The sequence below is a fragment of the Mycobacterium sp. ML4 genome (assembly GCF_054515735.1).
This window is the reverse complement of sequence record NZ_JBTNSY010000014.1, coordinates 1-24385: the sequence shown is the minus strand read 5'-3', so window position 1 is coordinate 24385 and position 24385 is coordinate 1. Positions and strand designations below refer to the sequence as shown.

The 24385-nt window shown below is 66.0% G+C and carries 21 protein-coding genes and 1 pseudogene; 12 read left to right on the top strand and 10 right to left on the bottom strand.

The features are described 5' to 3' along the window. Window positions 1-5 precede the first annotated feature (5 nt). Both ACX9NE_RS16945 and ACX9NE_RS16940 read right to left on the bottom strand, forming a co-directional pair. On the bottom strand, window positions 6-2375 hold the full coding sequence (locus tag ACX9NE_RS16945) for a TPR repeat region-containing protein (RefSeq protein WP_459364802.1): 2370 nt from the start codon (window positions 2373-2375) through the stop codon (window positions 6-8). Next, complete coding sequence (locus ACX9NE_RS16940; protein ID WP_459364803.1) at window positions 2372-2746, bottom strand: hypothetical protein; 375 nt, start codon at window positions 2744-2746, stop codon at window positions 2372-2374. Before ACX9NE_RS16940 ends, ACX9NE_RS16945 begins: the two co-directional genes overlap by 4 nt. A 196-nt stretch (window positions 2747-2942) precedes the next feature. On the opposite strand from ACX9NE_RS16940, the pseudogene ACX9NE_RS16935 reads away from it, so the two are divergent. Both ACX9NE_RS16935 and ACX9NE_RS16930 read left to right on the top strand, forming a co-directional pair. Next, a pseudogene (locus ACX9NE_RS16935) lies at window positions 2943-3556 on the top strand (zinc-binding dehydrogenase). Beyond that, window positions 3553-3903 carry a nitroreductase family protein gene (locus ACX9NE_RS16930; protein ID WP_459364821.1) on the top strand — a complete coding sequence of 117 codons (351 nt, stop codon included), beginning with the start codon at window positions 3553-3555 and terminating at the stop codon, window positions 3901-3903. Before ACX9NE_RS16935 ends, ACX9NE_RS16930 begins: the two are co-directional and overlap by 4 nt. 1 nt (window position 3904) lies before the next feature. Here the strand turns inward: ACX9NE_RS16930 and ACX9NE_RS16925 are convergent, their stop codons facing one another. From ACX9NE_RS16925 to rpmB, 5 genes are all read right to left on the bottom strand, one after another. After that, window positions 3905-4735 carry an oxidoreductase gene (locus ACX9NE_RS16925; protein WP_459364804.1) on the bottom strand — a complete coding sequence of 277 codons (831 nt, stop codon included), beginning with the start codon at window positions 4733-4735 and terminating at the stop codon, window positions 3905-3907. Beyond that, window positions 4735-5979, bottom strand: a complete 1245-nt coding sequence (locus tag ACX9NE_RS16920; RefSeq protein WP_459364805.1) for a DUF1214 domain-containing protein — start codon at window positions 5977-5979, stop codon at window positions 4735-4737. The genes ACX9NE_RS16925 and ACX9NE_RS16920 overlap by 1 nt, the downstream gene beginning before the upstream one ends. Then, a complete protein-coding gene (locus ACX9NE_RS16915) occupies window positions 5976-7112 on the bottom strand; it encodes a sulfotransferase family protein (protein ID WP_459364806.1) in 1137 nt (378 codons plus the stop codon). Before ACX9NE_RS16915 ends, ACX9NE_RS16920 begins: the two co-directional genes overlap by 4 nt. A gap of 29 nt (window positions 7113-7141) precedes the next feature. Next, the gene (locus tag ACX9NE_RS16910) at window positions 7142-7585 is read right to left on the bottom strand and encodes a nuclear transport factor 2 family protein (protein ID WP_459364807.1); all 444 of its coding nucleotides are present in this window, start codon (window positions 7583-7585) and stop codon (window positions 7142-7144) included. Between the two features lie 275 nt (window positions 7586-7860). Further along, window positions 7861-8055: a 50S ribosomal protein L28 gene (gene rpmB, locus ACX9NE_RS16905; protein ID WP_036354526.1), complete on the bottom strand. Its 195-nt coding sequence runs from the start codon at window positions 8053-8055 to the stop codon at window positions 7861-7863. Window positions 8056-8269: 214 nt separating this feature from the next. Between rpmB and ACX9NE_RS16900 the strand changes: the two genes are divergently transcribed. Genes ACX9NE_RS16900 through ACX9NE_RS16890 form a run of 3 tightly spaced genes read left to right on the top strand, consistent with a single transcriptional unit; the run spans window position 8270 to window position 12863 of the window. Continuing rightward, the gene (locus tag ACX9NE_RS16900; RefSeq protein WP_459364808.1) at window positions 8270-9922 is read left to right on the top strand and encodes a DAK2 domain-containing protein; all 1653 of its coding nucleotides are present in this window, start codon (window positions 8270-8272) and stop codon (window positions 9920-9922) included. Next, on the top strand, window positions 9922-12153 hold the full coding sequence (recG, locus tag ACX9NE_RS16895; protein WP_459364809.1) for an ATP-dependent DNA helicase RecG: 2232 nt from the start codon (window positions 9922-9924) through the stop codon (window positions 12151-12153). Before ACX9NE_RS16900 ends, recG begins: the two co-directional genes overlap by 1 nt. Further along, window positions 12150-12863, top strand: coding sequence for an HNH endonuclease family protein (locus ACX9NE_RS16890; RefSeq protein ID WP_459364810.1), 714 nt, complete (start codon window positions 12150-12152; stop codon window positions 12861-12863). The genes recG and ACX9NE_RS16890 overlap by 4 nt, the downstream gene beginning before the upstream one ends. A gap of 12 nt (window positions 12864-12875) precedes the next feature. Here ACX9NE_RS16890 and ACX9NE_RS16885 read toward each other — a convergent pair whose 3' ends face one another. Further along, window positions 12876-13724 carry an aldo/keto reductase gene (locus ACX9NE_RS16885; RefSeq protein ID WP_459364811.1) on the bottom strand — a complete coding sequence of 283 codons (849 nt, stop codon included), beginning with the start codon at window positions 13722-13724 and terminating at the stop codon, window positions 12876-12878. Between the two features lie 322 nt (window positions 13725-14046). Here ACX9NE_RS16885 and ACX9NE_RS16880 point away from each other — a divergent pair, with 322 nt between their 5' ends. The 6 genes from ACX9NE_RS16880 to coaD all read left to right on the top strand — a co-directional run bounded on the left by ACX9NE_RS16880 (window position 14047) and on the right by coaD (window position 21167). Further along, entirely contained in the window at window positions 14047-15165 is a 1119-nt protein-coding gene (locus ACX9NE_RS16880; RefSeq protein ID WP_459364812.1) for an alpha/beta hydrolase, read from the top strand. A 72-nt stretch (window positions 15166-15237) separates the two neighbouring features. Further along, the gene (locus ACX9NE_RS16875; protein WP_459364813.1) at window positions 15238-16005 is read left to right on the top strand and encodes a DsbA family protein; all 768 of its coding nucleotides are present in this window, start codon (window positions 15238-15240) and stop codon (window positions 16003-16005) included. A gap of 4 nt (window positions 16006-16009) precedes the next feature. After that, complete coding sequence (locus ACX9NE_RS16870) at window positions 16010-16633, top strand: vitamin K epoxide reductase family protein (RefSeq protein ID WP_459364814.1); 624 nt, start codon at window positions 16010-16012, stop codon at window positions 16631-16633. A gap of 13 nt (window positions 16634-16646) precedes the next feature. Then, window positions 16647-20030, top strand: coding sequence for a pyruvate carboxylase (locus ACX9NE_RS16865; protein ID WP_459364815.1), 3384 nt, complete (start codon window positions 16647-16649; stop codon window positions 20028-20030). Continuing rightward, window positions 20027-20581, top strand: a complete 555-nt coding sequence (rsmD, locus tag ACX9NE_RS16860; protein ID WP_459364822.1) for a 16S rRNA (guanine(966)-N(2))-methyltransferase RsmD — start codon at window positions 20027-20029, stop codon at window positions 20579-20581. The genes ACX9NE_RS16865 and rsmD overlap by 4 nt, the downstream gene beginning before the upstream one ends. 100 nt (window positions 20582-20681) lie before the next feature. Next, entirely contained in the window at window positions 20682-21167 is a 486-nt protein-coding gene (gene coaD, locus ACX9NE_RS16855) for a pantetheine-phosphate adenylyltransferase (RefSeq protein ID WP_459364816.1), read from the top strand. Window positions 21168-21366: 199 nt separating this feature from the next. Here coaD and ACX9NE_RS16850 read toward each other — a convergent pair whose 3' ends face one another. Continuing rightward, window positions 21367-21654 (bottom strand): metallophosphoesterase, encoded by a 288-nt coding sequence (locus ACX9NE_RS16850; protein ID WP_459364817.1) that lies wholly within the window; start codon window positions 21652-21654, stop codon window positions 21367-21369. Window positions 21655-21738: 84 nt separating this feature from the next. On the opposite strand from ACX9NE_RS16850, the gene ACX9NE_RS16845 reads away from it, so the two are divergent. Then, window positions 21739-22797, top strand: coding sequence for an NAD-dependent epimerase/dehydratase family protein (locus ACX9NE_RS16845; RefSeq protein WP_459364818.1), 1059 nt, complete (start codon window positions 21739-21741; stop codon window positions 22795-22797). Here the strand turns inward: ACX9NE_RS16845 and purU are convergent. Beyond that, entirely contained in the window at window positions 22794-23666 is an 873-nt protein-coding gene (gene purU / locus ACX9NE_RS16840; protein WP_459364819.1) for a formyltetrahydrofolate deformylase, read from the bottom strand. The genes ACX9NE_RS16845 and purU overlap by 4 nt on opposite strands. Between the last annotated feature and the right edge of the window lie 719 nt (window positions 23667-24385).

Genomic DNA, 24385 nt, shown 5'->3' with positions numbered 1-24385 from the left:
TGCCACTAGCCTTTCGGAACCACGACGCCGGTGACCTCGGCGTATGCCTGGCTGAAGGTTTCCCATGCGTCGTCACTCAACGAATTGAGCAGGACCTTGTAGGTGTTCGCCACCTCGGTGCTCCGTACGTTTGCCAGTTCGGCGTTGGCCAGTGCCTGTTCATAGTTCAGCAAGTGTCCATCGCCGCCGAAGGCCCATGGATACTGGGCGCGGAGTTCGGGGCTGAGTGTCCCCGGTACCTGTGCAAGAGTCTGGTTGTACAGCCTCTCCCAGTTGGGAGCGGGGAGCTGACTTACTGTGACGTTCTTGTCCGGTTCTTTACCCACGAAATCATTCTTGAGGCCGTCCTTGATCTGATCACCAAGCAGCTCGTCGGCGTAGCCGAATGCTTTACCGAATGGCCCGGCTTTCTTGATTTCGCCTTCCGCTAACCCGGCAAGTCGCTGCCAGGTATCCCACGCGTCCTTCTTGTGCTGCCAGACCTCGTGGAGATTGGCCTGATGATTGGTGGCATCGTGTTGCAGGGCCGTCATCAACCCCTGATCCAATGCACCTTGAATGATGCCCGAGGCGATCAAGTGTGAACCGGCGTTGGGTGCGTGCGGGTCGTGGGCGAAGAGGCCCTCTTGACCGGTCATCGCGGCAACCGCGCCCGCGTTGAAGATTTCGCCCGCTCCGGGATGACTCGGGTTCTTGGTCAGATCCGAGTCCATGATCGACATGATATTGACCAAACCACCGTGCCGGCCGTCGGCGTTGGTCCAGTTATGGTCGCCCAATCCCACGTGGAATCCCGCGGTTTGGCGGTCCGGTGGTGCGCTGGCTCCGGCCATGTCCGGAATATAGGGCGCCATGCTGCTGGCGACCTGGCGCATCAGCTCGGGGTTGAGCTGTCCGACGCTGTGGTGGTTGGATCCCGGCACGTCCAACATCAAATTCCGGGCGGCATCGGTGCTCATCGCTTGGGCGACTGCCTGCATGATCTCCCCGTCTCTGGCCGCCATTGCATAACCTGCGTGTGACTCGCCGGGGTGCACGAACTGCTCGTCCGGGTTGAAGGTGAAGAGTGCTTTGGCGGCCGCGCCGCCGTCCCCCCAGGAGCGGTGAGTGAGCAGATCGGTGACGAAATCCTGGCCGTGGGATGGGTCGAGCACGGCGTCGTGCAGCGCGATCTTGTCGGGCGCCACGGCTCGGAAGATGTCTTCGGTCACGCCGACCGGGTGGCCGCTGTGCCCGGCGGTGTACGCCTCAAGTGCATTCGCATCAATGCTCAGGAGCCCGTTGAAGTCCTGTTCAGAGCGGACCTGGGCATGCAGATACTGGCGTCCGACATCCATTAGTCGCTGGTCCAGCGCGGAACCGGCCTTGTATCGGTCTTCGGCCATGCCCGCGACCCGGGCGATCGACTGGTTGTCCTTCACCCCGTTGAGCAACGTGGCGTTGAGCCCCACCGATTTCGTGACCACCAGATCCCCGCGAGACAGCGATTGCCGGTACCTGTCGGGCAGCAACGCCAAGCCACCGGTAGTAGGGATGTCCTTGTCCCCGGCGATATTCGACGTCACCCGCTCGTTGGAGACCAGTTGTAAAGCATTGGCGACACTGTGGCGAGCGTCGCCGGGCAGGGCGTTGAGAATTGCCTCGATCTCGTCGGGGGTCTTTCCGTCCAAAGACCGAGCCAGCCCGTTCAGATACTCCATCTGCGAGGCGGGGATGTTCACCTCGTCGCCGGCCTGCAGGGCGTCGAGTTGTTCGGGGGTCAGCGAACCCGCCGCGGCCAGCCGCTGAAGCTCTTCAGGCGTCAGATGTGAGGGGTCTTTCAGGATATCCTTCGCGTCGGCACGGGCCTGCGCACCGCCCAACGCCGCCGCGCTGGTGAACGCGGCCCGCAGATCTCCCCTCGTGGCGCTCAGCGCGTTCTTGACCGAGGCGTCGGCTGCTTCGGTGGCGTTGGCGGCAGAAGTGATTCGCTCGGCAAACCGCCGCATGGCTTTCTCGTCGTCCTCGGTTGATTTACCGGGCTTATAGACACTCAAGTCCTCACGCACTAAATAGCCGGCGTTGGTTGCCTCGGCGACAGCTGTGCGGGTCCGCTGCAAGGGCTCGTTGATGACGGCGAAACCGTCGGTGGCAACCTTTGCGGCTCGGTTCAGGTGACCGACCAACTGATGAGCCGCCCGCTGATCCGACTCGGCACGATGCACTGCCGCATCGGCGGCGGCACCCTCCCAATGCCCGCCGTTGATCGCGACCACGGAGGACCTGTAGCGAGTGAACAAGTCCTCGACCTTTGATCCCAAGTTCGTCCAGCCGTTGCCGATTTCGGTGAGCACCGACGGATCCCACGACATGATCTGGGAAAGGGAAAGCGTCACGCAGGTACGTTCCAGTCTCCGGTGGCGTTAATGTAAGCGCTCATCGCCGTGCCGACACTGACCTTCACCTCGTCGGCGTCACGGAACTTGTTCGCCGTGTCCGCCAGAACTCTTCCGGTCTCGTGCAGCCTTTCCTTGACCGCGGGAATCATCTGTCCCGCCACCAGGTCGTGGTCGATGCTGAACGCCTCGGTCACCGCCGTGGGCGCATCTTTGCCCATGGACGTCAACCCGCGTTGCGCAGCAACCGCCAACGCCAGCGGATTGGACGCCGACTTCGCCGTGCTGAGCCCTCCAGCCTCATCGGCCAGCCCGTACAACGCCTGAGCCAATCCGGCCAAGCGGTCCATCTCCACCCGCAAAATCGTCACTACTTCTCCTCCCGACAAGAGCCGACTCTTGAAAACCCTAGCAATCGGGGTAGATGTCAAATACTCACGAATTGTGCGTCCCGCTAATGTCGGGTACATGGGCCCCCGCGTAATCGCCGTGCCCTGTGCACGGCTCCCGCCGACGAGATCTGGCTTCGCCTGACGTCGTTGTGCCCGATTGCCGCACGTGAGTGAGATGACGGCGCTGCGCGCGCAGCGGCGCGGCGGGCGCAGGTTCTGATAGTCGAGTCGGCGCCGCTGCCGGTTCCCGCAGCCGGCGAAATGCTGATCGCCGTGCACGCCGCGGCCATCACGTTTGACGAATTGACGTGGGAAGAGACGTGGACGCGTGACGGCTTCGACCGGACGCCGACGATCGTGTCCCATGAGGTGTCTGGCGTTGTCACCGAAACCGCGGAACTGGTCCGCGGCTTCGGCGTCCGGCGCGTGATCGACACCCGCACAACGGCTTTCGACGAGATGAGTGCGCGCTACGACGTCGTGATCGACACCGTCGGCGGTCAGACCCTGGACCGCTCCTACGGTGTCCTGCGCCGCGGCGGCCGCCTCGTCACCCTCAGCGCGCCGCCCCCTCCGGGCAAGGCCCGCGAATTCGGGGTCACGGCAACGTTCTTCATCGTCACCGCCAACCGGGAGCAGCTCACCCAACTGGCGACCCTCGTCGATGACGGCCGGCTGCACGTCGAGATCGCCCGCACCTTCCCGCTCGCGCAGGGCCGCGACGCGTTCGAAAGCGGTTCGCGCCCGGGACGGCGGGCCGGAAACACTGTCCTGGTCATCCGCGACTGACGGTCCTGTCAGGATCAAGGGCGTGTACGACCTCGAGGGAATTCTTCCGCGCTCCACTGGTCGCCGTCGTGTTCATGCATCAAGACCTCGACCTGGTCGACAGCATGGGTGTCGGGATGTTTCTGCAGAATCTGTTGCTGGCCCTGACCGCTCGCGGACTCGGCACCTGCGTGCAAGTCTCGATCGCCGGTTATCCCGACACCCTGCGCGAACAACTGGGCATCGCGGCCGATGTGCGCATCCTGTGCGGTCTGGCCGTGGGCTACCCTGACCCGGGTTTTCCGGCCAACTCACTGCGCATCGGCCGCGATCGCCCGGACCAGCACGCCGTGTTCCTCGACGAATGAGCTAAGCGCCCGGGAGGTTCACGTTTTTCGTCACGGCCTTCCACTCCTCGATCGACGCCGACATCGCGGCGATCTTGTCCCGCATCGCTTTGAGCACGTCGCGGCCCAGCAGCAATCGCAGTGGCGGATCGTCGAGTTCGGTCACCATCAGTACCGCTTCGGCGACCTTTCGTGGGTCGCCCGGCAGGTGATCGGCGAACTGTTTGATCAGGTCCTTGCGCGCGGCCACGTCGACGTAATCGGCGATCGGCGTGCCGGTTTCCTTCATCGATCGGCTCGCCCAGTCGGTGCGAAACGCGCCCGGCTCGATGGCGGTCACCTTGATACCCAGCGGTCGTACCTCGGTGGCCAGGGCTTCGGTCACCGCCTCCAGCGCGAACTTGGTGGACGAGTAGTACGCGTTGGGGGGGTTGGCCACCAGGCCGGTCATCGACGAGATGTTGACGATGTGGCCGGCGCGGCGCGCGCGCATCCCGGGCAGCACCGCCTTGATCATGTCGACGGCACCGAAGTAGTTGACGTCGAACAGTTTCCGGACTTCGCCGTCCTCACCTTCCTCGACCGCCGACAGGTACCCGTGGCCGGCGTTGTTGACCAGCACGTCGATCCCGCCGAAGGCCCGCTCGGCCGCGTCGATGGCGGGCGCGATCTGAGCGGCGTCGGTCACGTCGAGCGCTACCGCCACGGCGCGGTCGCCGAACTCGTCCGCCAGGTCCCGCACCGCCTCGGCCCGTCGCGCGGTCACCACCACACTGTGGCCCGCTTCCAAAGCCGCGCGGGCGATCTCGCGGCCGAACCCGGTGGAGCACCCCGTCACCAACCACCGTGTCATCAGGCGGTCCCTTCCGGCAGCCGCCGGAGGTAAGCCGCTCGCCGGTCGGCACGTTCCACCGCCCGCTGCTCGGCGCTTACCCGGGGCAGGTGAGGTACCTCGGCGTCAAGCCGGTCCAGCTTGACCACCCGCCCGTGCGCGCCGAGGCCCGCACGCGGTCCCGTCTCGCCGAATTCCGCCATCCGCAGCGTCAGGATGGCTTCGCGCAGTCCGTCGGTGTCGATCCAGTTCGCCACGCCGGGATCCTCGGGTGCGATCACATAGGTGTAGGTTCCATCCTCATTGACCGTTGACTGCGCCTTGTTGAGACTGCCGGTGCGGTCGACGATGTCGAGCGTGGTGCCCCAGATGTTGCTCAGCGGCACCGTGAAGTATTCGGCGCCACCATCGTTGAGGTCCACCACGAACGCCTCGTCCGGTGCGAGATCGATGCGGCCCATCACGTAGAACTGGTTGCGCATCGCGCCGTCGGTGTTCGCGGACCAGGCCAGGTCGAACTGGTTGGCCGGCATCTTGTACGCGCCGTGGCTGAGCTTGCCGGTGAAGTTCGCGAAGTACGCCATCATCGACGCCGTCGCCTCCGCCTGCTGATCACGGCTGCGCGCCGGCGCCGAAGGGGAACCGCCCAGCCGTTGTATCTCAAAGTGATTGGGGTCGTCGCGATCCCAGTTGAGCAGCACGTCGCGGATGTAGAACTCATGCGCCTGCGGGGTGCTTCGCACGTGGTTGGGGCGGCCGTCGGCCGGGTCGGAGTCGACGGTGATGGTGAAGCTGCCGTCGGAGTCGAGCGCAATGGTGCGGCCGTTGAGCACGTCGACCGTGCCCATGTGCGCGTCCCACAGCGTGAAGTAGTTCTCCGTCATCCGGTGCTCACCGACCCGGCCATGAATCTCGTAGCGTTCGTCGCCGGAGATGGGGATCACCCGGTACACGCTGTCCGGATTGTCGATGCCCCAGCGGGATCCGGGAATACGCCGGCCTTCCACCGGGTGCGCCAACCGGGTGATGCAGCTGACCTTGGGCCGCAGCTTGTCCTGATTGGACGACCACACCGCTGCCGAGAACATCACTTCGGCGAACGCGTCGTCGAACCGTTCGCGCATCGCCTCGGACGCCTTGGCGCGGCCCAGCCAGGTCTGAGCTACGTCGCGGTAAGCGGCTTTGACGGTGGGGTGCTCGCTCAGCTCGAGGGCGGCCAGTTCTTGCTCGTGTTGGGACGCCGTAGCGACCGGGTGGTCGGTCACGCGTTGCTCCTGTCTCGAAAACGTCTGTTGTACAACGTGAATCGCTCGTCGACCTGCTCGGGACGCAGACCGTAGTCGGTCAGCCGGTAGGGTGGGCGCTGCCCTTCGCGAGGGCGCACCTGCAGCCAGTGCCGCATGGCGTCCTGCGCCTGCTCGGTCAGCGGCACGTCGATGGCCTCGTAGATCCGGGCCACCTGCCCGATCGGATCGGCGACCGCGTCGTTGAAGTGAATGTCGGTGACGGGGCCAGCGTCCCCGCCGTCCCGGATCGCCATCGCCCGGTCGTTGCTCCACCCCATGCGCTGCAACCATTCGGCGCCCACCCGGTGCAGATCGACGGTGTCCGCGTGCATCGCGTGCAAGGTCGCGTTCAAGCTGGCGCCCGAGGCGATTGTGGTGCCCGGGTCGCGATGCATGTGTACGACGTGCAAATCCGGGAATCTCGACCGCAACACATCCAGGTAGCCAAGGTGCGCGGGCGACTTGAGCACCCAGCGTTGCCCGTGCACACCGCGCCGGCGCTTCTGCCACTGCAGGAATTGCACCATGCGGTGCAGATAGACATAGGCCGGGGTGAAGTCCTGCTCGTCGAGCCAGCAGCGATAGTGCGGCAGGTGCGCACCGGATTCCGGGACGTGCGACAGGAACGCGTCGGCCAGAAAGACGATCTCCTCCTCGGCTTCCCGCGCGTACATCGGATGGATGGTGAACAGATCGGGGGCCAGTTCGCGCGACTTCGCTTCGCGCGCTTCGCTGATCGCGATGCGCGGGTCGACACCGGTGAATTCCTGGCCGAGCCGGGGCGCGACCTCGACCACCTCCCAGCCGTACGCACAGAGAAACCTGGGGTCGGCCGCCAACAGCCGCTGCACCAGAGTTGTTCCGCTGCGCATCATTCCGACGACGACGATCGGTGCGGCAATCTGCTCGTCGAGAATTTCCGGGTGCCGCCGGATCCACTCCTGCGTGCGCAGTCGCATCCGCAGGCTGTGCACGATTCCGGATCTCAGGAGGTGCGTGCCGATAGCGTTGAGGTCAGCGTGGGCGTAGTCAGCCAGCAGCACCCGCAGCGGACCTTCGAATTCGCCGGGGCCCCAGTCGGATAGCGACTCCTTGCGTTGGGCCTCTGCCATCACCGCAGCGGAGTCGAACGGTGTCGCCACTAGAGCTTCAGGTGCTGGCTGACGTCGCCGACCTGGTCGACGAACATGGTGCGGCTGTCGAACCACCACACCCCGTCGAGCCGGTGAAAGGTGTCCTTGTAGTGGCCGGTCACGATCACCTGCAACGGCAGGTCGGGGGTGGCCTGCGTGACGCAGTAATACGACGTGCTGTGTGCAGTCCCCGCCGCCTCGTCGATGTGCAGCTGAACGTTGGTCGTGTTGTGTTTGGTCTTGGGGGTGCCGTCCTCGTAGATACGAGTTGCCATGTCATACATCTGGCGCACCCGTGTGGCGCCGGCGAACACCGTCTCCGGCGGACCGTCCTTTACTCCGCAGATGCGGCCGTGTTCGAAGAGCCTTGCAACCCCGTCCAGGTCGCCGCGGTCGAGGAGTTGCGCGTAGGTGTAGATCAGGTTGGTGATTGCCAGTGCACTGTCACTCACGTCGGACCCACCTCGGCTGTACTCCTTGTTGACGCCAAACCCGTCGGTGACGTTACTTGGAGGCCGAGCCGGCGCGACACGGCGACCCGCATTTCATCGAGCCTGCGTTTTTGGTGGGCCCTACTCGCACTTCCGCGCCAGATTTGCAGGCTCGACAAGCCCGCGCCTGCACGCGGGGCGGCCCTTCACCGAGGCTGCGTTTTTGGTGGGCCCTACTCGCACTTCCGCGCCAGATTTACCGGCTCGTTGATATCGAGCCCCGCCTGCGACACGATCTAGCCGCGGGTGACCTTACCGGCCTTGATGCAGGACGTGCACACGTTCAGACGCTGCTTGTTGCCGCCGGGACGGGTCACGGCGTGCACGGTCTGAACATTGGGGTTCCACCGGCGGCTGGTGCGGCGGTGAGAGTGCGACACCGACTTACCGAAGCCGGGGCCTTTCCCGCAGATATCGCACACAGCGGCCATAGTTCAAACTCCTCAAGTCTGTTGCTGGGGGCCCGGGTCGTCCGGACTGAGCCGGAATAGCACACGTTAGCCCAGGGAGTCCCAGGATACCGACTGTGGTCTGCATCCACCAAAACGGTGACGGCAACCGTCGTACCCGCTGACTAGGCTCTTGGACGGCTACGCTGGCGCGCACCGGCGGCCGACAGCATGGTTATCGGGAGGTGGGGTCGGGTTGGGAACTTCGGATCGTCTGCTCAACGGCGCGGCCCTGCGGGACTGGGCGCACACCGCCGTCAGCGATCTGATCACCCACATCGACGAGATCAACCGGCTCAATGTGTTCCCGGTCGCCGATTCCGACACCGGGGCGAACATGCTGTTCACGATGCGCGCGGCGCTGGCGCAGCTCGACACCCACGATGACGACGAGAACGTCGCCGCGGTGGCGGCGGCGCTCGCGGCGGGAGCCGTCACCGGAGCTCGGGGCAATTCCGGGGTGATCCTGTCCCAGATTCTGCTGGGTATCGCGGAGGTGGCTGCGGACGCCGCCGACGACTCCGGCGGTGTCCTGCGTGCCATCGACGGGGCGACGCTCGGCGCGGCGTTGTGGCGAGGCGTCGAGCTGGTCGTCGCGTCGATGGGCGGCGACGAGGTTTCAGGCACCATCGTCTCGGTGCTGCGGGCCGCCGCTGCCGCCGTAGAGCAGTCGGCCACGGCCGGTGACACCCTGTCGCGCGCCGTGGTCGACGCGGGCGACGCGGCGGTGGTCGCGTTGGAGAAGACAACCGAGCAGCTCGACGTGCTCGCCGACGCCGGTGTGGTCGATGCGGGCGGGCGCGGCCTGCTGGTCATATTGGACTCCTTGCGCTCGACCATCACCGGCAGCGCGCCCGCGCGGCCGACCTATGAGCCGGCACCGCAGTCCCGGCCCGCCGACACCCACACCGCGCGCCCGGCCCCGCAATTCGAGGTGATGTACCTGCTTGCCGGCTGCGACGCGGCGGCGGCCGACACACTGCGAGACCGGCTGGGCGAACTCGGCGATTCGGTGGCGATCGCGGCGGCGCCCTCGGAAAGCCACTCGGTGCACGTCCACACCGACGACGCCGGCGCGGCCATCGAGGCAGGTCTCGCGGCGGGACGCGTGACCCGGATCGTGGTGTCTGCGCTCAGTTCCGGTGCCGCTGGACTACCCGCGGGCAGCTGGACTCGTGAGCGCGCGGTACTGGCCGTCGTCGACGGCGACGGCGCCTACGAGTTGTTCGCCGGCGAGGGAGCCTGTGTGCTGCGGCCGGAACCCGGCACCGATATCAGCGCGCACCAGTTGGTTCGCGCGGTGGTGGACACCGGCGCCGCCCAGGTGATGGTCCTGCCCAACGGGTATGTGGCCGCCGAGGAGTTGGTGGCCGGTTGCACCGCCGCGATCGGCTGGGGGGTCGACGTGGTGCCGGTGCCGACCGGATCGATGGTGCAGGGCCTGGCTGCGCTGGCCGTCCACGACCCGGGCCGCCAGGCCGTCGACGACGGCTACTCCATGGCCCGCGCCGCCGGCGCCGCGCGGCACGGGTCGGTGCGCATCGCCACCGAAAAAGCGCTGACCTGGGCCGGAACCTGTAAGCCCGGCGATGGGCTGGGCATCGCCGGCGACGAGGTGCTGATCGTGGCCGAGGATGTGGCAGGCGCGGCGATCGGCCTGCTGGACCTGCTCCTGGCGTCCGGCGGCGATCTGGTGACCGTGCTGACGGGCGCCGAGCTTGCCCCCTCCGATGCCGAGGCGATGGGGAGAGTCCTGGAGCGGCACATGCACGACCGCCACCCCGGCAGTGAACTGGTGATGTATCGCACCGGCCATCGCGGGGACGTGCTGCTGATCGGGGTGGAGTAGTGGGGGTCGGGCTGGGGGATCGCCTCGTTTACCTGCTGACCGACAAGGCCGTCGGGCTGCTGGACGAGGTGTTCGGCATCAAGACGGTCGGCGACCTCCTGCGGCACTACCCGCGGACCTACGTCGCGCGTACCGGGACGCGCAGTGTCGAGGACGAGCGACCCGAGGCCGGCGAACACATCACCGTCGTCGATGTCATCACCGACACGATGTCAGCCGCCATGAAGAAGAAGACGCCGAACCAGAAACCCAGGAAATTTCTGCGGATTACCGTAGGATCCGGCAGCGGCAAGGTGACCGCCACTTTCTTCAATGCGGACTTCCTCATCAAAGCCCTGACCAAGGGAACCAAGGTGATGTTGTCCGGTGAGGTCGAGTATTTCCGCAACGCCATGCAACTCACCCACCCGGCGTTTCTCGTCCTGGATTCCGCCGACGGGAAAACCGCCGGCAGCAAGTCGTTGCGCAGCATCGCCAACGCCTCGGAGAAGTCCCGCGGCGAAGTGGCGATGGAGGAGTTCGAGCGTCCCTACTACCCGATCTATCCCGCCAGCGCGAGGCTGCAGACCTGGGACATCTACGCATGTGTCCGGCAGGTGCTCGAGGTCCTGGACCCGGTGCACGATCCGTTGCCCGCGGCCCTGCGTGCCGAACATGACCTGATCCCCGAAGACGAGGCGCTGCGCGCGATTCACCTCGGCGACGATGAAACGCAACGCGAGCAGGCTCGCCGCCGGCTGACCTTCGACGAGGCCGTAGGCCTGCAGTGGGCACTGGTCGGCCGCCGGCACGGCGAGCTCTCCCAATCAGGGCCGGCGGCGCCGCCGCAGCGCGATGGTCTGGCGGCGCAGCTTGTGCGGCGGTTGCCGTTCGAGCTGACCGCCGGCCAGCGCGAGGTGCTGGCCGTATTGTCTGAAGACCTCTCGTCGACCCGTCCGATGAACCGGCTGCTGCAGGGTGAGGTCTGCTCCGGCAAGACGATCCTCGCGGTGCTGGCGATGCTGCAGATGGTGGATGCGGGGTATCAGTGCGCATTGCTGGCGCCGACGGAAGTCCTTGCGGCACAACATCGTCTGTCGATCACCGACGTGCTGGGGCCGCTGGGAATGGGGGGTCAGCTCGGAGGTGAGGACCGAGCCACCCGGGTGGCGCTGCTCACCGGGTCGATGGCGGCGGCGCAGAAGAAGAAGGTGCGCGCCGAAATCGCCGGCGGTGAGGCCGGCATCGTCATCGGCACCCACGCGTTGCTTCAAGAGTCGGTGGAGTTTCACAAACTGGGACTGGTGGTGGTCGACGAGCAGCACCGGTTCGGGGTCGAACAGCGCGATCAGTTGCGCGCCAAGGCTCCCGCCGGCATCACCCCGCATCTGCTGGTGATGACCGCAACGCCCATACCGCGCACCGTGGCACTCACCGTCTACGGCGATCTGGAGACGTCTACCCTGCGGGAACTGCCGCGGGGCCGCCAGCCGATCACCAGCAGTGTGATCTTCGTCAACGAGAAGCCGGGGTGGCTCGAGCGGGCCTGGCAGCGCATTCGGGAGGAAGTCGCCGCCGGCCGCCAGGCCTATGTGGTGACGCCGCGCATCGACGAGAGCGAGGCCGACACGAAACCGGACGGTCCGAGGCCCTCCGCGACCGCCGAGGGCACCTTCGCCCGGCTGCACGCCAAAGAGTTGGCAGACCTGCGCCTGGGTCTCATGCACGGACGATTGCCCGCCGAGGAGAAGGACGCCGCGATGGCGGCTTTCCGGGTCGGCCAGATCGATGTGCTGGTGTGCACCACGGTGATCGAGGTGGGAGTCGACGTCCCCAATGCGACAGTGATGCTGGTGCTGGACGCCGACCGGTTCGGGATCAGCCAGTTGCATCAGCTGCGCGGCCGCATCGGTCGCGGAAAGCATCCGAGCCTGTGTCTGCTGGCGACCTGGAGTTCGGCGGGGTCGCACGCCGGTCAGCGGTTGAAGGCGGTCGCCCGGACGACGGACGGGTTCGCGCTCGCCGAGCTGGATCTCCGTGAGCGTAAAGAAGGAGATGTGCTGGGCCGCAATCAATCCGGCAGGGCGATCACGCTGCGCCTGCTGTCGCTGGCCGACCACCTGGAGGTCATCGAGGCGGCCCGGCGTTTTTGCCTGGCGGCCTATGACCAGAACGCGGCCAACCCCGATCTGGCCTTGATGGCAGCGCCGTTCACCAGTTCCGATCGCATCGAATACCTGGACAAGTCGTGAGATTCCGAAGGTTGTGGTGGCTGGCCGCCGTCGCGGCGATCGCTGTGGTGGTCGCCTACCAGACGCTGGGATCGTCCGCGGCACGGCATGCCGACGAGTTCGCCGCTCGCGCAGACGTTCCGACGGTCGCGCCGGGTACCGACGTGCTGGCCGGCATCGCCGTCGTCCCGCTGCGCCTGCACCGCTACGACTATCTGCGCTCGGCGTTCGGCGACGCCTGGACCGACGACAACGACGCCCCCGGTGGACACAACGGCTGCGACACCCGCGACGACATCCTCAACCGCGATCTCGTGGACCTCACGCACGTGTACACCAAGCGGTGCCCGGACGCCGTGGCCAGCGGCACCCTGCACGATGCCTACACCAACACCGTCATCGCCTTCCAGCGGGGCGCCAAGGTGGGTGAGGCGGTGCAGATCGACCATCTGGTGCCTTTGGCCTACGCCTGGGACATGGGTGCCAGCGGCTGGCCACCCGCCGAACGGGTGCGCTTCGCCAACGATCCGGCGAATCTGCTGGCTGTGCAGGGACAGGCCAATCAGGACAAGGGTGATGCGCCACCGGCACTGTGGATGCCGCCCAATGCCGCATTCGCATGCCAGTACGCGGTGCAGTTCATCGCCGTCCTGCGCGGCTACGCGCTGCCGGTCGACCAGGCCTCGAGTGACGTGCTGCGGCGCGCGGCGGCGACCTGCCCGGCCGGATGAGGTGTGCGCCCTCTACGTCCCGGCGAAGGTTTCCGGATCCGGGCGCAGCCGGGTGCCGTCGTTGAGCCCGTTGAGGGCCGCCATGTGCTCGGCGGCCAGCTCGAAGCCGAACACGTCCAGGTTGCCGGCGATGTGCTCAGGATTGGCCGAACGGAATACCACCGAGTTGCCCAGCTGCACGTTCCAGCGCAACAGCACCTGCGACGGCGTCTTGCCGTACTCGCCGGCGATGGAAGTGACGGTCGGATTGTCAGCCAGCTTGCCGAGAGCCAGGGGAGTGTAGGACTGCGTGATGATCTGGTGCTCGGCGTTTGCCTTGCGCACATCGTCCTGGTTGAGCAGCGGGTGCAGTTCGATCTGGTTGACCGCCGGAGTGGCGAACGTCAGATCGATGACCATCGACAGATATTCCGCGGTGAAGTTGGATACGCCGATGGAGCGGGCATGTCCTTCGCCGCGGGACTGGATCAGGCCGCCCCAGGAGTCCACGTATTTGCCCTGCGACGGGGCGGGCCAGTGGATCAGATAGAGGTCGACGTAGTCCAGTCCGAGCCGGTCCAGACTGGCCCGGCAGGCGTCCTGCGAACCTTGAAAGCCGTGATCCTCGGTGGCCAGCTTCGTCGTCACGAAGATCTCCGCGCGTGGAATGCCGGAGGATGCGATTGCGCGGCCGACGGCGGCCTCGTTGCCGTAAGCGGCTGCGGTGTCGATGAGGCGGCAACCCATCTCCAGCGCGGCCGACACCGAGCGTTCGGTCTCGTCTTCCGAGAGTTCCGCGGTGCCGAGCCCGAGTACCGGAATCGTGTTCTCGTCGTTGAGGGCAATCGAGGGAATGGCCGCGGTGCCCGACTCGCCAGTCACGTGATTTCACCTACCTGTCTGAAGTGAATGTTCTCGGATCGTGTCCAATCCGGGTTCCGTCGTCCAAAGGTCACCGACTCGGGGACCACGATATTACCGAGTTGGATATGCCACCTAATCAACCATCGGCGAGTCTCCGGCTGCAAACCTTCGCGACGACGCAGGGCTTGGGCGACCCGGCTCTGAATGCGACGACGTGCCCGCAACGTACAGTTGGTCGCGGGGTATGCCGGGATCGGTGGCCGCGCGGTGGCCGCAGCCCGTCGACGGGAACTCATATGCCGTCGTTTAGCGTGATCGAAGTCCTTACAGGGAGCGTCCCATGACCAAGAGTCTGCCAGACACGCAAGACCTCCATCCCGGAGCAACGCGTGCATCCGCCGGATGGATGGCGCGCATCCAGAACACCGTCACAACCGTTGGCGTCAAAGTCATTCCGTGGATTCCGACCGCCGCGAAACGCTTGCTGACCCGTGGCCGTGCGGTAATCATCGACGGCAACACCCTGGACCCGACGTTGCAGCTGATGCTGACGGGGCTGCGGGCGGCCGGAGTCGACGGCCTGGTCGTCGACGACGACGTCGCCGCCTCCCGGACGATGATGCGTCTGAACATGGAGTCGATGCCCGGACCGCAGGTTCACGTCGAGGTGGGCGAACTCTCGTTGCCGGGGAAGGCCGGTGCGATTCGCGCTCGCCACTACCGGCCGTCCCAGGAGGGACCCGCGCCGCTGCTGGTCTTCTATCACGGCGGTGGCTGGGCGATCGGCGACCTGGACACCCACGACGCGCTGTGCCGTCTGACCTGCCGCGACGCCGCCACCCACGTCTTGTCGATCGACTACCGGCTGGCTCCCGAGCATGCGGCGCCCGCGGCGGTCGAGGATGCCTACGCCGCGTTCGAATGGGCCTGCGAGCACGCCGGGGAACTCGGTGCGGCGCCCGGACGGGTCGCCGTCGGCGGGGACAGCGCGGGCGGCAACCTGGCGGCCGTGGTCAGCCAGATGGCACGCGACCGCGGTGGGCCCACACCCGTGCTGCAGTGGCTGATCTACCCGCGCACCGATTTCACCGCACGAACCCGGTCGCTGAGTCTGTTCGCGCGAGGATTCCTGCTCACCAAACGCGACATCGACTGGTTCACGGCGCAGTATCTGCGCAAATCGGGGATCGACGCCAGCGATCCACGAGTGTCGCCGGCGCGGGCCGAGTCGCTGTCGGGGCTGGCGCCCGCGCTGATCGCGGTCGCCGGTTTCGACCCGCTGCGCGACGAGGGGCAGGATTACGCCACCGCGCTGCGTGATGCCGGCACCGACGTGGACCTGCGGTACATGGGTTCTTTGACGCACGGGTTCGCCATTTTGTTCCAGCTCGGGGGCGGCAGTGCGGCGGGGACCACCGAGCTGATTTCGGCGTTGCGGGCGCACCTGAGCCGGTGCTGACCGGTTGCACCGGCGCGTCGGTAGTCTAGAGGCGCCCGACTGCGCGTGCAGCTGACGAAACGTGAGGATCCAGTGGCGGACAAACCCAAGCGCCCCGCGCGACTCGACCTGAAGTCCGGCGACGGCAAGCTCGGCAGGCTCATCCAGATCGGCGGCACCGCGATCGTGGTGATCTTCGCTGTCGTCCTGGTTTTCTACATCGTGACGTCCAACCACAAGAAGACCGAGGCCGGCGGCGTGGGCGCGGTCCGGGTCGCTTCGAGCAAGCTGGTCACCGACAATGGCCAATCCGGAGGCAAGCCCAAGGCCCTGGTCGCGCTCTACGAGGACTTTCTCTGTCCGGCATGCGGCAACTTCGAGCGCGGCTTCGGGCCCACCATCTCCAAGCTGATCGACATCGGCGCCATCGCCGCCGATTACTCGATGGTGACCATCCTGGACAGCCCGCGGACCCAGAACTATTCGTCGCGCGCGGCAGCGGCGGCGTACTGTGTCGCCGACGAGTCGATCGAGGCGTTCCGCCGGTTCCATTCGGCGTTGTACAGCCAGGACATCCAGCCCGCCGAGACGGGCACGAAATTCCCCGACAATGCGCGGTTGATCGAGATTGCGCGTGAAGCCGGCGCGGCGGGCCAGGTGCCTGACTGCATCAACAGCGGCAAATACATCGCCAAGGTCAACGGGCTGGCCGCAGCCAGCAAAATACGCGCCACCCCGACCATTCGCATCAACGGGGAGGATTACGACCCGTCAACACCCGATGCGTTCGTCACCAAGATCAGGTCGATCGTCGGCAACATCCCGGGCATGGACGAGGCTTCGGCCACGGCGAAGACGTGACCACGTGTCAGTCGACGTTGTTGCCGAGGAGTCCGGCCAGCTGAAACCGGGGGGCGTCTGGGTGCCCGTGCTCAGCGCCTGGTGGGTGCTGATCGGCGGCGTGATCGGCCTGCTCGCCTCGCTCACACTGACCGTGGAAAAGATCGAGATACTGCGCAATCCCTCTTTTGTGCCGTCCTGCAACATCAACCCGGTCATGTCGTGCGGCTCAGTGATGGTGACGACGCAGGCGTCGCTGCTGGGCTTTCCTAACGCCCTGGTGGGCATTGCGGGTTTCTCGGTGGCGGTGGTCACCGGCGTCCTCGCGGTGGCGAAAGTGCCGCTGCCCCGGTGGTATTGGGCCGGGCTGTGGTGCGGCCTGCTCGTCGGTGCGGGATTCGTCCACTGGCTGATCTTCCAGAGCCTGTACCGCATCGGAGCGCTGTGCCCGTACTGCATGGTGGTCTGGGCCGTCACCATCACGATGCTGGTGGTAGTCGGATCCATCCTGCTGCGTCCGGCACTCGAGGACCGCGCCGGACTGCGCATCCTGTTCGGCTGGCGATGGTCGATCGTCACGTTCTGGTTCACCGCCGTTTTCCTGTTGATTCTGGTTCGCTTCTGGAACTATTGGTCGACGCTCATCTGATAAGGGGTCGAGGGTGATCTCCAAAGTCCTGGTGGCCAATCGTGGCGAGATCGCCATCCGCGCGTTTCGCGCCGCCTACGAACTCGGCGTGGCCACGGTCGCCGTGTATTCGTATGAGGACCGCAACTCGCTGCACCGGACCAAAGCCGATGAGTCCTATCAGATCGGCGAAGTCGGGCACCCCGTGCGCGCGTACCTGTCCGTCGGCGAGATCGTCGAAACGGCGCGCCGCTGCGGTGCCGATGCCGTCTATCCCGGATACGGATTCCTCTCGGAGAACCCGGATTTGGCGGCGGCATGCGCGGCCGCCGGCATCACCTTCGTCGGCCCTGGCGCCGAGGTGCTCGAGCTGACCGGCAACAAGTCCCGGGCGATCGCGGCAGCCCGGGAAGCGGGGCTGCCGGTGCTGGAGTCCTCGGCGCCGTCGTCCTCGGTGGACGAGCTGGTCTCGGCCGCGCAGACCATGCGATTTCCGTTGTTCGTCAAGGCCGTTGCCGGCGGCGGTGGACGGGGAATGCGCCGCGTCGCCGACAGTGCCGCGTTGCGCGAGGCGATCGAAGCCGCAAGCCGGGAAGCCGAATCCGCTTTCGGGGACCCGACGGTGTACCTGGAACAGGCCGTGTTGCGCCCGCGTCATATCGAGGTGCAGATCCTGGCCGACACGCACGGCAACGTGATCCACCTCTACGAGCGGGACTGCAGCGTGCAGCGCCGCCATCAGAAGGTCATCGAGTTGGCACCGGCGCCGAACCTGGCCGCGGAGCTGCGCGAGAAGATCTGCGGGGACGCCGTCGCGTTCGCCCGCCAGATCGGCTACAGCTGCGCCGGCACCGTGGAATTCCTGCTCGACGAAGGCGGCCATTACGTCTTCATCGAAATGAATCCACGAATTCAGGTGGAGCACACCGTCACCGAGGAAATCACCGACGTCGACCTCGTCTCCAGCCAACTGCGCATCGCAGCCGGGGAGACGCTTGCCGATCTCGGCCTCACCCAGGACGCTGTCCGACCGCGCGGCGCCGCATTGCAGTGCCGAATCACCACCGAGGACCCGGCCAACGGATTCCGTCCCGACACCGGCCGGATCAGCGCGCTACGCACGCCGGGCGGGGCCGGCATCCGATTGGACGACAGCACCAACCTGGGTGCCGAGATCGGTGCCCACTTCGACTCCATGCTGGTCAAGCTGACTTGCCGCGGGCGCGACTTCACGACCGCCGTCAACCGGGCGCGCCGAGCAATGGCGGAATTCCGGATTCGCGGGGTATCGACGAATATCCCATTCCTGCAAGCGGTTCTGGACGATCCCGACTTCCAGGCCGGTCGCGTCACAACGTCATTCATCGATGACCGGCCGCAACTCCTGACCGCGCGTACGTCTGCCGACCGTGGCACCAAGATCCTCAACTATCTGGCCGACGTCACCGTCAACAAACCGCACGGCACCCGGCCGTCAACGGTGTACCCGCAGGACAAGCTGCCGGAGATCGATCGCGACGCCCCACCGCCGGCCGGATCCAGGCAGCGCTTGGCCGAGCTCGGTCCGGAGGGTTTCGCGCGCTGGCTGCGGGACTCACCAGCGGTGGCAGTCACCGACACGACGTTCCGCGATGCGCATCAGTCGCTGCTGGCCACCCGGGTGCGTACCAGCGGATTGCTGATGGTGGCACCGTATCTGGCGCGCACCACGCCGCAGCTGCTGTCGGTGGAGTGCTGGGGCGGTGCGACCTACGATGTGGCGCTGCGATTCCTGAAAGAAGACCCGTGGGAGCGGTTGGCAGCGCTGCGCGAGTCGATCCCGAACATCTGCCTGCAGATGCTGTTGCGGGGCCGAAACACCGTCGGTTACACGCCCTATCCGGAGATCGTCACGTCGGCGTTCATCCAGGAGGCGACGGCCACCGGCGTCGACATATTCCGGATCTTCGACGCACTCAACAATCTCGACTCGATGCGCCCGGCCATCGACGCGGTGCGGGAAACCGGTTCCGCGATAGCCGAAGTCGCGATGTGTTATACCGGCGACCTTTCCGATCCGGGGGAGCGGCTCTACACCCTCGATTACTACCTGCGGCTGGCCGAAGGGATCGTGGCGGCCGGTGCTCATGTGCTGGCGATCAAGGACATGGCCGGACTGCTGCGGGCACCCGCCGCTGGCACGCTGGTCAGCGCGTTACGGAGTCGCTTTGATCTGCCGGTGCACGTGCACACCCACGACACGCCGGGTGGCCAACTCGGCAGCTACGTGGCCGCGTGGCAGGCGGGGGCCGACGCCGTCGACGGAGCGGCGGCACCGATGGCGGGCACCACCAGCCAGCCCGCCTTGAGTTCGATTGTGGCCGCCGCCGCCCACACCCAATACGACACGGGATTATCGTTGCCGGCGGTGTGCGCCCTGGAGCCGTACTGGGAGGCTTTGCGAAAGGTGTATGGGCCCTTCGAATCTGGGCTTCCCGGCCCCACCGGCCGGGTCTACCACCACGAGATCCCCGGCGGCCAGTTGTCCAATTTGCGCCAACAGGCGATCGCGTTGGGGCTGGGGGACCGGTTCGAGGAGATCGAAGAGGCGTACGCCGGGGCCGACCGGGTGCTCGGTCGGTTGATCAAGGTGACTCCGTCGTCGAAGGTGGTCGGTGACCTGGCTTTGGCGCTGGTGGGCTCAGGACTCAGCGCCGACGAATTCGCCGCGGATCCAGCGCGTTTCGACATCCCCGATTCGGTGCTGGGCTTCCTGCGGGGCGAATTGGGCGACCCGCCCGGCGGATGGCCGGAGCCGCTGCGCGAGGCGGCGCTGGCCGGCCGGTCACCGGCCAAGCCCGCCCCGCAGTTGAGCGCCGATGACGAGAACGCGCTGGCGGCGCCGGGTCCGAAGCGGCAGGCGACGCTGAACAGGCTGTTGTTCCCCGGCCCGACAAAGGAATACGAAGAGCACCGCGAAACCTACGGCGACACGTCGCAATTGTCGGCGAACCAGTTCTTCTACGGGTTGCGCCAGGGCGAAGAGCACCGGGTGACATTGGAGCGCGGTGTGGAGCTGCTGATCGGGCTGGAGGCCATCTCCGAACCCGACGAGCGAGGTATGCGCACCGTCATGTGCATCATCAACGGTCAACTGCGGCCGGTGCTGGTGCGCGACCGCAGCATCGCCAGCGCGGTGCCGGCCGCCGAGAAGGCCGACCGCGGCAACCCGAATCACGTTGCGGCGCCGTTCGCCGGCGTGGTCACCGTCAGCGTCCGCGACGGCGACCGGGTGAGCGCCGGGCAGACCATCGCGACCATCGAGGCGATGAAGATGGAAGCTCCGATCACCGCGCCCAGCGACGGCACCGTGGAGCGCGTCGCCGTGTCGAGTACCGCCCAGGTGGAAGGCGGGGACCTGCTGGTGGTGCTGGGCTGACGCGCATCATCGGCGGTTCAGCCGGCGGCCGGCGCCTCGCGGTTCCCGCGCGGGGAACCAGGCCGACCACCGACCGGGTGCGCGAGTCGCTGTTCAACATTTTGACAGTGCGGGTGGACTTCGCCGGACTGGCGGTGCTCGATCTCTATGCCGGTTCGGGCGCGTTCGGGCTGGAGGCGCTCTCGCGCGGGGCCGCGTCAGCGCTGTTCGTGGAGTCCGACCAGCGCACTGCGGCCGTTCTGGCGCGCAATATCGCCACCGTCGGTTTGCCGGGTGCCGTATTGCGGCGCGCGACGGTGGCCACGGTGCTGGCGGCCGGTACGTCCTCACCCGTCGACCTGGTGTTCGCCGACCCGCCCTACGACACCGAATCCGGTGAGGTCCGCGCAGTCCTGGATGCGTTGGGTACGCACGCCTGGGTGCGGGAAGGCACTGTCGCGGTGGTGGAGCGTGGTGTGGCAAGCACGCCGCTGACCTGGCCGGAGGGCTGGTCGGTGTGGCCGGCGCGGGTTTACGGCGACACTCGTTTGGAGCTGGCCGAACGGGGCTGAGTGCGCTGCTAGCGTGGTTGACCATGAGCCGCGTCGGCGACGATGCAGTGGGGGCACCACTTGCTTGCGGGGGACGCAGCGATGAAGAGGAGCGACGCAGATGAGTGGCGCGGTATGCCCCGGGTCCTTCGATCCGGTCACGTTGGGCCACATCGACGTCTTCGAACGCGCCGCTGCGCAATTCGACGAGGTGGTGGTCGCGATCCTGATCAATCCTGCCAAGCAGGGCATGTTCGACCTCGCCGAGCGCATCGCGATGATCGAGGAGTCGACTGTTCACCTGCCCAACCTGCGGGTGAAATCGGGGCAGGGTCTGGTCGTCGATTTCGTCCGGTCCCAGGGAATGAACGCAATCGTGAAGGGCCTGCGCACCGGCACCGATTTCGAATACGAGCTGCAGATGGCCCAGATGAACAAGCATGTGGCCGGCGTCGATACGTTCTTCGTGGCGACCGCCCCACGCTATTCGTTCGTCTCGTCATCGCTGGCGAAGGAAGTCGCGATGCTGGGCGGCGATGTGACCGAGCTACTGCCCGAACCGGTCAACAGGCGTCTGCGTGAACGGACAGCGCGGCAGAATGGTTAGGCCGGGAAAGCCTTTGCTTTTCGGCCATTTCGCGCAGTGTGGTCGCACTGTTGTCCCACCGGCGTATCCTGGCTGCGCCGGCAGGTGATTGTCCTTGTCTGATCTCGGATTCGACGGTTTCGTAGCGCGGGTGGCCCTTGGTGCAGGCGTCGGTCCGGGGTGTTGAATTCGTTCGTACCGAGTTGCTGTGCAACGCTTTTCACGGAACCGTTGCCGGCGGAAGTTCGGTCGCGTCACCGACTGCGTTGAATTCATGGTTGCCCATGACGATCCGGGCGCTGCCGCCGTCGACTATGCCTCTGACGATCTCGAGCACGCCCAGTTGCTCACTGCTGCGGTCGACGAGGTCGCCGACGGAGATCGTCTGGCGCTGTGGATGGCGGAGGGTGCCCGCCCGATCGTGATAGCCCCGCAGCGTCTGCAGAGTTGAAGCGCAGCCGTGGATGTCGCCGACGATGTCGTAGCCCGGCCGGCACCATCCTCGCACCCAGGCGCCGAGCGGTATAGCGGACCGACCACCGTTTGCGTTACCGTCCTGCCCAGAGTTGCGCGACGGGATCGAGGAACAGCCATGTCGGGGACCGTGCTGATCACCGGTGCTTTCGGTCTGGTGGGGACCGAGACTGTCAGACGATTCGCGGCCGACGGCTGGCGGGTGATCGCCACGGCGCACCACAAAACCTATGACGTGTTGCCGCCGCGCGTGCAGACCCGGCGAATCGACCTGACCGAACCTACGCAGGTGCGGTCTCTGGTAGCGGAAGTGTCACCCGACGTGATCGTCCATCTGGCGGCCGTGATCCCGCCGTTGATTTACCGCGACGCCGCCTTCGCCCGTAAGTTGAATGTGGGCGCCACCGCTTCGCTGGTCTGCGCCGCCTCGGATCAACCGCAACCGCCACGCTTCCTGCATGCTTCCAGCACCGCGATATACGGCTCCCGCAACCCCTATCGGCATCCCGAGCTGGTGGGGATGGACACTCCGTTGCGGCCTTGCGAGCTGTACGGGGGACACAAGCTCGAAGCCGAGGAAATCGTGCGGGCCTCGACCCTGGACTGGGTGGTGTTGCGGCTTGGCGGTGTGTTCAGTGTCGACCCGCGTGCGATGCCCTTCTCGCGCGACATGATGTACTTCGGCAGCGCGCTACCGTCGGACGGCCGGGTGCATGCCGTCGACACCCGCGATGTGGCAGCGGCTTTCGCGACCGCCGCACAACGCGACGTGGTCGGCGAGATCTTTCTGATCGGCGGCGACGAGTCACACCTGTTGCGGCAGGGTGAGATTGCGCCGGCCCTGGTGGCCGCTCAGGGCATGGCCGGTGCGGTGCCGCAGGGGCGGCCTGGCGACCCCAACAGCGACGACTGTTGGTACCCCAACGCCGACTGGATGGATGTGTCGAGGGCGCAGCAGGTGTTGCAATTCCAACACCATTCGTGGCCCGACATGATCGCCGAGATGCGTACCCAGGCCGGCTGGAGGCGTTATCCGAGACGGTTGATCGTTCCGATGGTGCGTCAGTTCATCAAACGGCAATCGGCGTATCGCAAATCGCCGGGCCAGTATGCCGATGTGTGGGCAGCCCTCGGCGCCCGATTCGGCAGTACGGCGGTCGACACCGCCAGAGCCTAGAAGACGATGGTCTGGTTGTCGTGCACGATGACGCGGTCCTGGCAGTGCCACAACACCGCACGCGACAGTACCGCGCGTTCGACGTCCGCACCCACACGCACCAGATCGTCGACGGTGTCGGTGTGGCTCACGCGGACCACGTCCTGCTCAATGATCGGGCCCTCGTCGAGGACTTCGGTGACATAGTGCGCGGTGGCGCCGACGAGTTTGACGCCTCGTTCCCGAGCCCGCTTGTAGGGGGCCGCACCGACGAACGCCGGCAGAAACGAGTGATGGATGTTGATCAGCGGACACCCCACAGCGTCCAGAAATTCCGGTGTCAGAATCTGCATGTACCGGGCGAGAACCACTAAATCCACGTTGCCGCTGAGTAATTGGAGCTGACGCTGCTCGGCCTCGGCACGGGTGTCACGGGTGGCGGGGATATGGACGAACGGCACGCCGAAGGGCCGCACCCGCTCGGCCAGGTCGGGGTGGTTTGCGATCACCATGGCGATGGACATCTGCAGTTCGCCACGTCGGTTGCGCCACAACAGGTCCAGCAGGCAGTGATCATCCTTCGACGCCATGATGGCCACCCGCTTGGGCTTAGCGGCCTGGGTGAACCGGTAGTCGATGCCGAACTTGACGGCGACGGTATCGGCGAACTCGCGCTCCAATCCGTCGATCGCAGCGGTCAGCCCCGGCAGGTGAAAGATGGCCCGCTGCAGGAAGGTTCCGCCCTCGGGCGCCGTAGAATGCTGATCCAGCGAAATGATGTTGGCCCCGGCCTGAGTGAGGAAGGTGCTTACCGCGGCGATGATGCCGGGGCGGTCGTGGCAGCGAAGCAACAACCGTCCGATGTCGGCGGGCTCATTCGGTGTTGACACCCAGGTCCCTTTCGCCGTGAATTTCCGCAGGCCAGGATACCGCCGCGGTCTGGGCGTGATGGCAGCTATGGGTCGTCTTCGTCGTCGGGTGCGAGCAGCTTTTCGGGGTGGCGCCTCTCTGTGTCAATGTTTTGGTGGTTCGGTTATATGGTGGCTGTTAGCTGGCCCGGTTGAGTGACTTAGTCCGAAGTGTCGGTGTAGGGGTTTTAGCCGGCCGCGCGGGACTTCTGAGCCGCCCCCATGTGTCCCGCCGGGTCAGCCCTGAATCCCTGAGCTTCGCGCTGTAATTGGCGGCACCGAGACCGAGGGCTCCTTCGATAGCCCAGTCTGCGTGGGGCCATCGACGAGCAAAACGCCGCAGCGTCTGGTAACCATCGCGGCTAACTGGGACGCGAATGGTAGCCAAAGGGACCAAAGTGGCATCGACAGCGGCAGCGGTCCATGACGCCTTGTGAGGATCAACGGCAATCACTACCCGGCGAATGTGGATATTTGTCGTCACCGAAACAGCACCAACCCTTCTTCATGTAACTCAATTGGAAGCAAGGAGGGCACACCAACTTTCGGTTACGCAGGCCTCTCTTCAGCCACCCCTTGCATAAGGCGGTGGTGGCCGGCCGACAAGCCACCCCGGAGTCGGCCAGCAGGCGACAGTGTGAATCGCCCTGGTTAGCCCGGAGGCTCGGACTATTGGATTTCGACCAGGGGTTGGCCGCTCT

Excerpts from the sequence above, each read along its gene's own strand:
- ACX9NE_RS16925 (WP_459364804.1), bottom strand. The coding sequence starts at position 4,735 with ATGACACGGTGGTTGGTGACGGGGTGCTCCACCGGGTTCGGCCGCGAG.
- ACX9NE_RS16915 (WP_459364806.1), bottom strand. The coding sequence starts at position 7,112 with ATGGCAGAGGCCCAACGCAAGGAGTCGCTATCCGACTGGGGCCCCGGC.
- rpmB (WP_036354526.1), bottom strand. The coding sequence starts at position 8,055 with ATGGCCGCTGTGTGCGATATCTGCGGGAAAGGCCCCGGCTTCGGTAAG.
- ACX9NE_RS16880 (WP_459364812.1), top strand. The coding sequence starts at position 14,047 with ATGACCAAGAGTCTGCCAGACACGCAAGACCTCCATCCCGGAGCAACG.
- coaD (WP_459364816.1), top strand. The coding sequence starts at position 20,682 with ATGAGTGGCGCGGTATGCCCCGGGTCCTTCGATCCGGTCACGTTGGGC.
- ACX9NE_RS16845 (WP_459364818.1), top strand. The coding sequence starts at position 21,739 with ATGTCGGGGACCGTGCTGATCACCGGTGCTTTCGGTCTGGTGGGGACC.